The 13,178-nt window shown below is 30.4% G+C and carries 9 protein-coding genes and 2 pseudogenes; 9 read left to right on the top strand and 2 right to left on the bottom strand.

The genetic code is table 11. From position 1 onward, the window contains the following. Positions 1-3,447 (top strand): Eco57I restriction-modification methylase domain-containing protein, encoded by a 3,447-nt coding sequence (locus NZ841_06200; GenBank protein ID MCS7202347.1) that lies wholly within the window; start codon positions 1-3, stop codon positions 3,445-3,447. A 24-nt stretch (positions 3,448-3,471) separates the two neighbouring features. On the opposite strand, the gene NZ841_06195 is transcribed toward NZ841_06200, so the two are convergent. After that, on the bottom strand, positions 3,472-6,735 hold the full coding sequence (locus tag NZ841_06195) for a hypothetical protein (protein MCS7202346.1): 3,264 nt from the start codon (positions 6,733-6,735) through the stop codon (positions 3,472-3,474). Positions 6,736-7,088: 353 nt separating this feature from the next. On the opposite strand from NZ841_06195, the gene NZ841_06190 reads away from it, so the two are divergent. The 3 genes from NZ841_06190 to NZ841_06180 all read left to right on the top strand — a co-directional run bounded on the left by NZ841_06190 (position 7,089) and on the right by NZ841_06180 (position 9,373). Continuing rightward, positions 7,089-7,307, top strand: a complete 219-nt coding sequence (locus NZ841_06190; GenBank protein MCS7202345.1) for a hypothetical protein — start codon at positions 7,089-7,091, stop codon at positions 7,305-7,307. A 241-nt stretch (positions 7,308-7,548) separates the two neighbouring features. Next, entirely contained in the window at positions 7,549-8,481 is a 933-nt protein-coding gene (locus tag NZ841_06185; protein MCS7202344.1) for a site-specific DNA-methyltransferase, read from the top strand. Next, positions 8,447-9,373: a hypothetical protein gene (locus NZ841_06180; protein MCS7202343.1), complete on the top strand. Its 927-nt coding sequence runs from the start codon at positions 8,447-8,449 to the stop codon at positions 9,371-9,373. Before NZ841_06185 ends, NZ841_06180 begins: the two co-directional genes overlap by 35 nt. Positions 9,374-9,498: 125 nt before the next feature. Here the strand turns inward: NZ841_06180 and NZ841_06175 are convergent, their stop codons facing one another. After that, complete coding sequence (locus NZ841_06175; GenBank protein ID MCS7202342.1) at positions 9,499-10,395, bottom strand: nucleoside hydrolase; 897 nt, start codon at positions 10,393-10,395, stop codon at positions 9,499-9,501. Between the two features lie 87 nt (positions 10,396-10,482). On the opposite strand from NZ841_06175, the pseudogene NZ841_06170 reads away from it, so the two are divergent. From NZ841_06170 to NZ841_06150, 5 genes and pseudogenes are all read left to right on the top strand, one after another. Next, positions 10,483-10,566 (top strand): annotated as a pseudogene (locus NZ841_06170) (LacI family DNA-binding transcriptional regulator). A gap of 278 nt (positions 10,567-10,844) precedes the next feature. Beyond that, a complete protein-coding gene (locus tag NZ841_06165) occupies positions 10,845-10,934 on the top strand; it encodes a substrate-binding domain-containing protein (protein ID MCS7202341.1) in 90 nt (29 codons plus the stop codon). 175 nt (positions 10,935-11,109) lie between these two features. Beyond that, positions 11,110-12,633, top strand: a complete 1,524-nt coding sequence (locus NZ841_06160) for an L-fucose isomerase (protein MCS7202340.1) — start codon at positions 11,110-11,112, stop codon at positions 12,631-12,633. Between the two features lie 48 nt (positions 12,634-12,681). Further along, positions 12,682-12,792, top strand: a pseudogene (locus tag NZ841_06155) (multidrug ABC transporter ATP-binding protein). Then, on the top strand, positions 12,785-12,949 hold the full coding sequence (locus tag NZ841_06150) for a hypothetical protein (protein MCS7202339.1): 165 nt from the start codon (positions 12,785-12,787) through the stop codon (positions 12,947-12,949). The pseudogene NZ841_06155 and the gene NZ841_06150 overlap by 8 nt, the downstream one beginning before the upstream one ends. The last annotated feature ends 229 nt before the right edge of the window (positions 12,950-13,178 follow it).

Below are 13,178 nucleotides of genomic sequence, written 5' to 3'. Positions count from 1 at the left end.
ATGTCTAGCAAGCTTGAGTGTTTAATAGATAACCTAATAAAAAATTTTTCAAAAGAGAATTTAAAATCATATCTTGTCGGAAAAGACCCAAACTTCAATGTTTATGATAGAAATATTCCCTATACAGAAGAAATTTTTGAGGAAGTATACGAAATAGGAGAAAAAAGCCTTAGTGATAAAAATATAATAAAGGTTTATGCCATAAAAACAACAGGAGAGCTTAGTGAAAGAAGTAGTAAGAAGAAACAATATGAATTTGCTAAAAAATTATTAAAACTTGATGCTATTCAAGCTGGTATATTTGTATTTTTTGATGAAAAGCAAAATTTTCGTTTTTCTTTAATTTACTCGATCTTTTCTGGGGTAAAAAGAGACTTCAGTTATTACAAAAGGCATACATATTTTGTAACAAAAAACAAACCTTACCGTACCTTTAAAAAAGCTCTCTATGATGTGACCTTCGATACCCTGGATAACGTAATAAACGCTTTTAGCACTCAACCTATTACAAAAGAATTCTATACGGAAATTCAAAATTGGTACGCATGGTCTTTAAAACATGCTTATTTCCCAGGAGGTAAAATTGAGGAGAATCTTATAAGACTCCTTACTAGGATAATATTCGTATGGTTTCTTAAAGAAAAGGAGCTTATTCCAGAAGTAATCTTTGAACCTAATGAGCTTAAAAATATAGTAAAAGATTTTGGAATTAAAGATTATTATTATAATGTAATTCTTCAAAATCTTTTTTTTGCAACTCTAAATCAAGATAGAAAATTTAGGGATTTTGCTAAAGATTTAGGCTTTCCTGAAAATAGAAAAAATTTTGGAGTAAAAAATCTTTTTAGGTATGAAAAATATTTAAATATATCTGAAAGGGAGTTTATAAAAATCTTTGAGAAGATACCCTTTATAAACGGAGGACTTTTTGAGTGTCTTGATGACGATTCAAATTATATAGATGGATTCTCAAGGAGAGAAGATAAAAGAGCAAAAGTCCCAGATTTTCTATTCTTTTCTCCTGAAAGAACTGAAGATTTATCAGACTTTTACGGAGAAAAAAGAATAGTAAAAGTAAGGGGCTTGATAAATATACTTAATGATTATAATTTTACTGCCGATGAAAATACGCCTATAGATGTAGAAGTATCCCTTGATCCGGAGCTATTAGGACACATTTTTGAAAATCTTCTTGCCTCTTACAATCCAGAAACACAAACTACAGCAAGAAAAGCTACAGGCTCCTACTATACTCCAAAAGAGATTGTAGACTTTATGGTAGAAGAAGCCTTAATAGAATACTTTAAGACAAAAACAGAAATAAAAGAGGAAAGACTAAGAGAAATCTTATCCTATAAAGAAGATATAGATTTAAAAGAGGAGGAAAAATTTGCTCTTTTAAAAGCTATAGACTCAATAAAAGTTATAGATCCTGCAGTGGGCTCTGGTGCTTTTCCAATGGGAGTTGTACACAAACTTGTATATATACTCAATAGAATAGACTCTGATAATAAACTTTGGTATGAACTCCAGTATAATAAAGCTCTTAATGAGATAGAAAAAATACTTAAGATAAAAGATAAAGAAGAAAGGGAAAAATACCTAAAAGAAGTAAATGATAACTTTGATGAGAGTATAAATTATCCAGATTACGCAAGAAAATTGTACTTGATAGAAAACTCAATATATGGTGTAGATATACAACCTATTGCTGTCCAGATTTGTAAATTGAGATTTTTCCTCTCCCTACTTATTGATCAAAAGATCGATGAAAAAAAAGAAAATTATGGAATAAAACCTCTCCCTCATCTTGAAACTAGATTTGTATGTGCAAATACCCTCATAGGATTGGAAAAAACCAATCAAGTAAATATGGGAGACCATATACTAAAGGATTTAAAAGAACAGTTAAAAGATTTGTATAAGAAGCATTTTAATATAAAGACAAGAGATGAGAAAAAAAGACTTCAAAAGGAAGCTCAGGAAATTAGATATAAAATAAAAGAGATCTTGCTAAAAGAAGGTTGGAACGCTGAAAATGTAGAGAAAATAGCAAATTTTGATATTTTTGATCAAACAGCTCAAGGAGATTGGTTTGATCCAGAATGGATGTTAGGAGTAACCGATGGTTTTGATATTGTAATAGGAAATCCGCCATACGTAAGACAAGAAAAGATAAGAGATATAAAGCCTTTTTTGCAGAAAGAAGGATATAAGGTTTACTCTTCTACAGCGGATCTTTATGTTTATTTTTATGAGAAAGGATTTGATCTACTCAGAAAATCAGGTATCCTTAGTTTTATCTCAAGTAATAAATGGATGAGAGCTAAATATGGAGAAGGCTTAAGAAAATTCTTGAAAGATAATACTCAAATATTAAAAATAGTAGATTTTGGTGGATTTTCTGTTTTTGAACAAACAGTAGATACCTGCATAGTAATATTTAAAAAAGAACATCCTTGTAATAATCAAGTTAACTTTGTAAATGTTCCATCCATTATACCAAATCATACTCAAGTAATAGACTACATAAAATCAAACTGGAATAAAATAGAACAAAATTCATTTTCTGAAAAGAACTTTATTCTTGCAGATTACAGCATATTAAGATTAAAAGAGAAAATTGAAAAATTAGGAAAACCATTAAAAGAATGGGATGTAAAAATATACTTTGGAATTAAGACTGGCTTTAATGAAGCTTTTATAATAGATACTCAAACAAGAGACAAGATATTGAAAAATTGTAAAACTATTGAGGAAAGAAAAAGGACTGAAGATATTATAAAGCCTGTTTTAAGAGGAAGAGATATTGGAAGATATTGCTATGAATGGAAGGGACTTTGGATAATTAGTACATTTCCTGCTTTAAGCTTAAATATTAATAATTATCCTTCCCTAAAAGATTATCTACAAGGTTTTGGAGATAGACTTTTACAAGATGGAAGGCCAGGCCATAGAAAGAAAACTAACAATAAATGGTTTGAGACGCAAGATAATATAGCTTATTATCCAGAATTTGAAAAAGAAAAAATAGTGTGGCAAGAGATTGTTAGAGAACCTCAGTTTTATTATGATAAAGAAAAATTTTATATTGAGGCTACTGGTTTCATTATGACAGGTAACAACCTTAAATATCTCTGTGGTATTTTAAATTCAAATCCCGTAGCCTATATTTTCAAAAAGTTTTATTCAGGAGGAGGATTAGGAGAAGAAGGCTATCGTTATAAGAAAGCTTTCTTAGAGCAACTTCCTATTCCTCCAATTACTCCTCAAAATCTCAATATCATTAACCAAATTGAATCTTTAGTGGACAAGATTATAAAAATTAAGAAAGAGGAAGGCTGTCAAGCAGATACCTCCTATTTTGAGCAACAAATTGATCACCTAGTTTACAAGCTTTACGATCTAACAGAGGAAGAAATAAGCATAATTGAAAAAGGCGAATAGTTCCTTTTTTGTTTATAATATTCTTTATTCTAAAATCACTTCGATCTTTTTATACTTTCCTTCTCTTATCTCCTTTGAATAAGGTTCTGGAACTTTATCTCCTTTAATTATTATTTTCTCATCTTTATCTAAATCTGGATATAAAATATATTCTTTAATTTTTCCTCTTGCAATATCGCCAAAGGTAAAAGATCTTATTGGATTTATGTAATAAATAAGAATATCGTCTAAAAACCTTATCACATAAGAATTTTGGGGAATAAATATCTTTAATACTTTTCCATTGGAATAGTACTCAACTTCTTCATCTTTCTCAGTAAATAAGAATGAAGGCAAACTAGGTTCAAGTTTAAAGATTAATTTTTTATTTTCATCTAAATAAAAGGGATTTTTCCCAAGGGAAATTAGAAGAAGAATATTATAGAGTTCTGCTGTGCTTCCTGAAAGTCTTGCAGAAAATCCAGCCCCATGAATGCTAGGATCAGGATTTGCACTACTTACTATAAAGGATACATTTTCAAAGATGCTTCTTTTATATATTTTAGGATCCATAAAGGGAACAAGACAGGTCATCATATCATAAAAGAAATATCCTGGATCTGTTTTTAACATTTCAAGAAGATATTTATATTCCATATGAAGAAATATGCTTTCGTTTTCAAGCCATCCTGGAAGAAAAGCTCTCACTCTTCCAATCTCAAAAGAGGTATTCTCAAGGGGTTCGTTCAGCTTATACATTTTTAATTTTTTATCGTATATGTCACTTTTTTTCACATTTTCTATAATCTCAATCTTCTTTTGTATATCTTCTTCTGATTTTAGGAAATGTACTTGGGACTCAAGAAAAGAAGGTAGATTTTTTCTTTCAAATTTCTTAGGTTTTATAACAAGTTTTCCATCTTTTTCTATTATTTCATAATCAATAAGTTCATAATAAAAATAAGAATAGTAAATTCCCTTTTGTGGATTGAATGCTTGTTTTAGTCCCCTTTCAATTTTTTCTAAGAATAGATTTAGGTACTTTAGAAGATCTGATATTTTTATTGAAATTTCTTTTCCTTCTATTCCAAATCTTATTTTTTCCCTATAAATCTCCCTTTCCTTTGAGATTTTGTCCCAAAATTCAAAATTAGAAATCTTTTCATCAAGATTTTTAATTGTAAGCTCCATAAGAGAATTTAGTAAAGAATATACCTCAATAGGCAAGTTTATTTCCTTTTCTTCTAAATTATATTTCTCAACCCATTTTTTAATCATAAGAATTAATCTTTTTAATTCAAAGGTTTCATTTACTGATGATCCAAATATCCCTGGAAGCCCATTTAGAGCATCATTCCAGCCTGGTCTTCCTGCTTCCATTTCAATGCCAATATTATCTGGATCTAAAGTTGAGTATTTTATTGCAACAAGGGTTATAAGTTTTGAAAACAAATTAGTATAGTATATTTCTCCTCGTCCATTATCTTTTCTTACTTTATAAGGTTCTACATTTCTTGAATTTATAAGTCTTAACTTCTCTTCATCTTTAAATAAAGCTCTATACTGTCTTACTCCTTTTTCCGTTAATATATATCTCTCCTCTCTGGGAAGTACCCTTTCATAGTTGTCATAGTATGTAAATTCTTTTATGTTTAGTAATAAATCCTCCATTTTATCAGGAAATATAGATTCAAAGCTTTCTATAAGATCTAGATTGTAAAACCAGTGATCTATCCAATATCCTTCTCCAAATTCTGCATCTTCGGTTTTCTTACTGTTTACAAGTAGAAAGGATATAAACTCAATTATATCTCCTTTTTTGAGTTTAAAGTTATTTTTTTCTAAGATTTTTATTACATCATAAGGAATATAAGGTTTATATATTACTTTTTCTAGTTCTCTTTTTACATCTTCATCCACCCATTGGGATAGCTTTTCTTTCTCTTTCTCAAAAATATACTTTACCCCTTTAATTAGGAGAGGATTATATCCATCAAGCTGAATTAAATTCATAAAGTATAAAATGTTAAAATGTCCTACATTAGGATTAAAGTATATATCATTTCTTCTGTTTTGATTTATATCTCTAAAATTAGCATTTCCTTGAGAAAAATAATTTGCTTCAAGTCTAAAGAAGTTATAATCTCGCTCTAAATCGCCATGTTTTCTTGAAAAGAGATAAATAACATCCTTTTTATTTTCATATTCAATGGAAACGGGGAGTCCTCCTCTTAATACATTATCTAAAAAACTTTGTCTCACATATGAATTAAATTCTTTCACAGAAGTATAAACAAAAGCCTTATCTGTAATTTCTCTAATAATTAATTTATTCTCTTCTGCTTTAGCCTTAACAAAATCGATATTAGTATATTTTTTAACAAGCTCCTTTAATTGAGAAAGGGAATTGGCCCTTCCAAAAAAGGAAATTATTGCTCTTTCCTCAAAAGGATCTAAGTCGAAGGATATATAAGAAAAAGCAGAGGGAGTTCGGTTTCCATAATATACTGGCTTAGGCAACTCAAAATCCTTTTTTGAAAAATTCCAAGGATAGCTAAAATCGCTCGAAGGGAAAAATATTATATCAGGATCAATAACTACGGGAAGAAGATTTTTTTCTTCAGAAAAAGCAAAGTAAAAATGTCCCTCTTCTATAGGTTTTACTTCTGCTACATCTTGAAAGGATGTAGAAAGTCTATAATAAGGAAGGTTTTCTTCTAAATTATCTATTCGATACCAGGCTTCTATTGTTCGAGACATATTTTTCATAACTTCATTGGTTAAACCATAGGGTAGAAACTGAGGAAGTCCATCTATGATCTTAAGCTTTATTTTTTCTTTACTAAGATTTCTGATATTAAAAATACGTATTAAAGCTCCTACAGGTTCAGAGGGTAAAGTGAAATAGTTTACTTCGCAAGATAGATTTAAATTTTTATTTATTTCATATATAGTTAGATCATATGGGGTAATACTCATCTTATTTTCAATTTCAAAGTTTTTAAATCTTTCCGAAAAGGGCTCATATAAAATATCTTCTATTTTTATAAAGGTTCGAAAACCATATATGGGTGTAAGTCTATAGGCTTTATTAGCAGGATGAAATTCTAAAATTGCTCCATCTTTAGTTTCAAATCCAAAACTTGCAATACATTGTCCCCTATTCACGTAAAAGCACCACATTGGTATCCCTAAAATGCCAGCAATTCCTGGGAGAAAACTTGAAAAAGGAAAGGCATAGTTGTAATTGTAAATAATAAAAGTTAAATCTTTTTCGGGATCAAATCTGTAATCTACTTGGCGATTCATTCTTTCCTCCTATCCAGGAATAAGTTTCATACTAAAACTTAGTTTAGGTAATAATTAAAGACTTGTCAATTTATTCTAAGCTGATTAGTAGATAGGTACCAGTATAGTAATAGTAGAGGGAATAGAGAAGGAAGAGAGAAAGAAGAGGGAAAGAAAATAGAAAGGATTGAGGCTGCCCTCTCAATCCTTGATATAATTAAGTAATTGAACCTTTCCTTTCTTAATTAAACTCCTCCTATCTCTCTAAAAATACTATCAAAACTATTCTGAAAAGAAATAACTGGAAATCAGCTTTATACTAAACAATCTCTTGGATAAAAATTCCCTTCCTCTTTTTAATGGAATATTATGATGTGAAAAAAGAACAAGATTTATATCACATTCTATGGTTTAGAACTTATAATATCAGACATAAAATAGAGATAAGGATAGATAATGGGGAGGAATTTTGCTTAGGAAAGGAAGAATTCTTAGAGAAAGCTCAAAGATGGCAAGATACATGGAATTTAGCAAGACCAAGCTTTGGGATTGGCATGAATGGAAAATTTCTTAGTTCATCCTCATATTCTTGAGTTTCCTGTGATACTTATGTAGGAATTTATCTATATTTCTTAAAATTGGCACCTATGTCCATATCAAGTGCCATCTATAATGTTGCGATATTTTATTATCTTTAAATATTTTCTCTAATATGGATATTCCTTTGATAAACATTTATTACAGCTAAGAAAGAATATTATAAATTAATGCAAGGTTATCATTGTGATATAATATTGTATCAGATATATAAAAATTTTAGGAGAAAATATATTTATGTTTAGTAATCATAGAACTCATCATCTATTAATATTTGGTGATGCAGAGAATATGTATGAATTAAAGGATGAAAGTATTCACTTAGTCGTAACTAGTCCTCCTTATTATAATGCTCCTTTTGATTATCCTGATCTTTTTTCAAGTTATGATGAATATTTACATAAAATGAAAAAGGTCGTAAAAGAAATAAAGAGAGTATTAATTAATGGAAGGATTGTATGTTTAGTTTGTGATGATATTTTAATAAATAGTGAAAAATATCCTGTAGTTTCGGACTTAACACAAATTTTTTTGGAAGAAGGATTTATCTATAGAGATAAAATTATATGGCTCAAACCAGAGGGTTATGTCAGAATAAGTAGAAGAAGTGGAGTTCTCTTACAACATCCATATCCCATGTATTTTTATCCAGATAATCTTCAGGAAAGTATTTTAATATTTCAAAAGGGAAAAAAGTTTAATTATAGTTCTATTCCAGAAATTATTAAAGAAGCATCTAAAATTGATGTGAAAGAATATCTTGAAAATAAGTGGTATTTAAATGTGTGGAATATCACAAATGTTTTACCTACAAATAATCGGCTTGAAGAAGGTATAGCTGCATTTCCAGAAGAACTCCCTTATAGATTAATTAAACTTTTTTCATATGTTGGAGAAACTGTGTTAGATCCCTTTATGGGATCGGGAACAACCAACAAGATATCATTAATGTTAGGTAGAAATAGTGTGGGATATGATATTGATAAAGAACTTGTAAATATTGTAAAAGAAAAGCTTGGAATTAATAAAAATTGTTTATTCGAAAAGAATTATGAGATTGAAATAATAATTAGAGAAGATGCCAAGCAATTAAGAAGTTGGCTTTCTAATAAGGTTAATAAATTATTAAAAAATAATGGCAAAGGAAAAACAAAAAAAATTATCAGATGAGGATATTTTAAAAATTCTTGATTTATTGGAAGAATATGGAGAAAATCAATGGTTGATTTATTGGAAAAAACATTTAGCAGTATTAGACAATGATAAAATTATAAATGACAAAGAGAAAACATTAAGATATCTTTTATTAAGAGTTTTAATAAATCAACAAGCCCAAATAGATATTGTAAGAGCTTTGATTACTGAATTGTATAAAGAATTCAATGACTTACTTCTCTTTAAACCATATGTAATATCTGAATTAGATATAGTTAAGGTTTTTAAAAAAATATGTGGGGAAAGAGGATCGAAGTTATACAGAGTGGGCTTCTTAGGTGGTATTAAGCCTATCTCTCTTTTTACTTATAGATTTAAAGCATATGAAGGATTTATAAAATGGTTAGAGAAAAATAATATAACTTTTAAGGATTTTATGATTAATGAATTAATAAACAAAAGTCCCCGAAAGCTTTTTGATAAATTAAAAAAGCATGAAATTCTAAGTATAGGATGGGTAGGAAATGATCCTAAGGCATGCAGAATGTATATAAATTGGATTTTATTTTTATGTAAAAATATTTGGAATATATCTCAAATTAATCTTTATGATAGTTTTATGATTGTAGATGGTCATGTGGGGAAAATATTTTGTAGAACTGGTTTATTAGATGAAGTATTTTATGAAAGTAAAAGACCATATATAATAGAAGCTTCAAAAATGAGGAGTAAAATTGAAAATCTTGTTTTTATATATAAAAAAATCCCTTTTTATGTTGATAATGGAGCGTTTTTTATATATTCCAATGGATACTGCTTAGATATAGAACCAAATTGTAATAATTGTATTTTATACATTATTTGCAAAAAGTATATAAAATGGACTGCATATAGAAGATTTATTTAAACTTTACCAATCTTAAATTTAAGAAGTTCTTAAATAATATTTCAAGCTTATTTTAATACAATTTACTTATACTTTTAAATTGTTTCAAAATAATAAAAGTTACAAAAGTAAAAAAATTTTTAAATTTATGGTTTTAATCTTTCTATCAAATGATTTAAAAAAGCTTCATAATTCTTCCATCTTATAGCAACTTCTATCTCTTCTCCATCTTCGTCAGGTACAGTTAATCCTTCATCTGTAATTTTTAATTTAATAGGTTCTATCTCAAGAAAATTTTGAGAATATGCTAAATAAATAGCTACAGTATCAAATAGAGTAGATGACTCTATTTGATAATCTACCTTTGTCCATGGAACAAGCTCTGACCAAATTTTATAATTCTCAATAAGAGCTTTTAAAAGAGGATTTTCCGAGTTCAAGATCTTTTCATATCTTTCTCCCTCTAACTTTACAATTCCACAGGTATCAAGAGGAGTTATTATTTTATCTAAGAAATTTGAGGAAAATACTTTTCTTATTGATGGCACATCATATCTAACATTGGCTTCAGGCTCTCTTCCTTCTTTTCCTCCATATCCTTTATAGATACTTCCATGCATTCCTACAAACCTCGATTTTTTAACAATATCTGGACTTATTTCTAAAGCTTTTGCAATATTTGTAGCTATCCCTATAGAGATTATAGTTACAGGTTCTTTAGAGTTTTTTATGGTATCTACTATAGCATCTACTCCATCATATAATTTTCCTTTATATCTATCTAAATCAAAATCTTTAATCCAAGGTTCTTGAAAATTTAAAGAATCTTTCGGATTTCCCATTCCTATTCCGATGGGAATATCTGTTCTTTCCGCAATCTCTAAGAATTTTGCTACAATTTTTGCCCGATAATAGGTATCTCCACTTACAGTGGTGATAAGTTTTACATCAAGTTCAGGAGAATTAAGGAGCATCACTAAAGCCCAAGTATCATCTATATCCGTCCCTATATCAGTATCTAGAATAACAGGTATTTTTTTCATATTAAACCTTCTCAATATTTTATATCAGAAATTCTTCACTATTTATATCTTTAACTTTAACATTAAAAATAAATTTTAAAAGGGATTATGGTTACTATTAAAGATGTTGCCAGAAAAGCTGGTGTTTCCATAATGACAGTCTCTCGGGTTATAAATGGGATAGGTTATGTTCCAAATTCTATAGCCCGAAGCTTGACTCTAAAGAAAACTGCAACTAGAGGAGTTGAAGACACTGCAATTGAAAATCTAGAGATGGAGTAATTTTTACTTCTACCTCAGAAAAGAAAGCTCCGTTAAAATCCCTTTTTATGAAAAATATTCCTTTGATTGTTGGAAGTAAATCCATATCCACTGCTGTAGATAGGGTTGAAGGAGGACGGATATAGATTAACCAAGGAACTTCTTAACATGAAATATCCTCCCACGCAATCTTTGGAGGAAATAATCTTATGGCCATAGGAGCCATTCTTGCAATTAGAGAAATGGGCCTTTCTATTCCTGAAGATATATCCCTTGTTTCCTTTTCTTACAGTGGTTAAACAGCCTGCATATACCATGGGAGTTCTTGCGAAAGAACTATTAATAAGAAGAATCGAGAATAAGGATAAGATATATGATACGTCCTACCATTGATGGAAGATATGGAGGAATGAGAGAATCCCTTGAAGAACAAACCATGAGATTAGAAAAATCTTTTTTGGAGTATCCCTTACTGTGACTCCTTGTTGGTGCTATGGCTCCGAAACTATGGATATGACCTTGGATATACCAAAGGCAGTATGGGGATTTAATGGAACAGAAAGACCTGGTGCAGTTTATCTTGCTGCCGTTTCTGCAGCTCATAATCAGAAAGGTTTACCCGTTTTTAAAATATATGGGAAGGATGTACAAGATAAGGATGATTTTTCTATTCCCCCTGATGTTCAAGAAAAAATATTGAGGTTTGTAAGAAGTGGATTAGCAGTTTCCATAATGAAAAACAAGTCCTATCTTGCTATTGGTAGTGTCTCCATGGGAATAGCGGGATCTATAGTGGATCCTGACTTTTTTGAGGATTACTTAGGAATGAGAGTAGAATATGTGGATATGACAGAAATAATAAGGCGTATTGAAGAGAAGATCTATGACCAAGAGGAATTTAGAAAGGCCTTAACTTGGGTGAAAACTTATTGTAAAGAAGGAGAAGATCCTAATCCACCTGAAAAAAGAGTAGATGAGAAGAAGAAAAATGAAGTATGGGAATTTGTGGTTAAGATGGCTTTGATAACAAGGGATTTAATGGTGGGAAACAAGAAACTTGAAGAAATAGGCTACCCTGAGGAAAGTTTGGGACATAATGCAATAGTTGCTGGATTCCAGGGACAGCGCCAATGGACCGATTATTTCCCTAATGGAGATTTCATGGAAGCCATATTAAATTCTTCCTTTGATTGGAACGGCCTAAGACAACCTTATATTTTGGCTACAGAAAATGATAGTTTAAATGGTGTATGTATGCTCTTTGGACATCTTCTAACAAATACTGCACAGATTTTTGCAGATGTTAGAACCTATTGGAGTCCTTCTGCAATTCAAAGAGTTTCAGGCTGGAAACCAGAAGGTCTTGCTCAAGATGGAGTAATTCATTTAATAAATTCAGGTCCTGCAGCCCTTGATGGGACAGGAGAACAAGAGATTGATGGAAAACCTGCTATTAAGCCTTTCTGGGAGATTACAGAGGATGAAGTAATAAGATGCCTCAATGCAACAAGATTTTGCTATGCGGATTTAGGCTATTTTAGAGGTGGTGGATTCTCTACAAAGTTTCTAACGAGAGGAGGAATGCCTGTAACAATCTCAAGATTAAATATTGTAAAGGGATTAGGTCCCGTTTTACAAATCGCAGAGGGATACACTGTGGATCTGCCTAAAGAAGTGCATGAAATTCTCGATAGAAGGACTAACCCCACTTGGCCCACCACTTGGTTTGTCCCAAAACTTACAGGAAAAGGTGCCTTTAGGAATGTTTATTCCGTAATGGAGAACTGGGGAGCTAATCATTGTGCCATAACCTATGGACATGTAGGAGATTTATTTATAACCTTAGCATCCATATTAAGAATACCCATTTCCATGCACAATGTAGAAGAGGAAAGAATATTTAGACCTAGCGCCTGGAGTATGTTTGGAACTGAAGATCTGGAAGGAGCAGATTTTAGAGCCTGTAAAACCCTTGGACCTATTTATAAAAAAATATAAGGGGACTTATTGGGAGGTGGAAATATAGACAGAGAGTTTTTGATTGTAATGGAGGGAATCGAGAAAAGTTTTCCCGGTGTCCATGCCTTAAGAGGAGCGAAATTTGAATTAAGAGCAGGAGAGGTTCATGCTTTAGTTGGTGAAAGAGGTTATGGGAAAGGGAAGCCAGTGCCAAACTCCTTCATTAAGAAAGAAGGAAGCACTTCCATCTATCCAAAAAGCCTCTATGGAATCTAATGCTGGAGAGGATTTATCAGGAGTAGCAGGAGCAAGACAGATAATACCAGCTCCTAACATAGGAATAAAAGCTTCTTGAGTATTTTAAGGTCTCTTTTTACTTCTAAATAGCCTACGCATCCTTCATTTCCAAGGGAGGAAATATCCCCAACATTATGATAATAATTAAAAATTTCTGAGGAAACAGCAGGAGGATTTTTAAAAGGTGGAACAACAAGTAATTTAACATTAATTAAAAAGAATATCAACAAAAGAAATAATTCTGATGTATAATTTATATAAGTATTTAAAAGAATTTTTGATTTTTA

The organism is Dictyoglomus sp. (assembly GCA_025060475.1).
Taxonomy (GTDB): Bacteria; Dictyoglomota; Dictyoglomia; order Dictyoglomales; family Dictyoglomaceae; genus NZ13-RE01.
Note: the sequence above shows the minus strand (reverse complement) of the source record. Positions and strands in the feature narration are given on the sequence as shown.

Excerpts from the sequence above, each read along its gene's own strand:
- NZ841_06200 (MCS7202347.1), top strand. The coding sequence starts at position 1 with ATGTCTAGCAAGCTTGAGTGTTTAATAGATAACCTAATAAAAAATTTT.
- NZ841_06165 (MCS7202341.1), top strand. The coding sequence starts at position 10,845 with ATGGCCATAGGAGCCATTCTTGCAATTAGAGAAATGGGCCTTTCTATT.
- NZ841_06185 (MCS7202344.1), top strand. The coding sequence starts at position 7,549 with ATGTTTAGTAATCATAGAACTCATCATCTATTAATATTTGGTGATGCA.
- NZ841_06180 (MCS7202343.1), top strand. The coding sequence starts at position 8,447 with ATGGCAAAGGAAAAACAAAAAAAATTATCAGATGAGGATATTTTAAAA.
- NZ841_06150 (MCS7202339.1), top strand. The coding sequence starts at position 12,785 with ATGGGAAAGGGAAGCCAGTGCCAAACTCCTTCATTAAGAAAGAAGGAA.
- NZ841_06175 (MCS7202342.1), bottom strand. The coding sequence starts at position 10,395 with ATGAAAAAAATACCTGTTATTCTAGATACTGATATAGGGACGGATATA.
- NZ841_06195 (MCS7202346.1), bottom strand. The coding sequence starts at position 6,735 with ATGAATCGCCAAGTAGATTACAGATTTGATCCCGAAAAAGATTTAACT.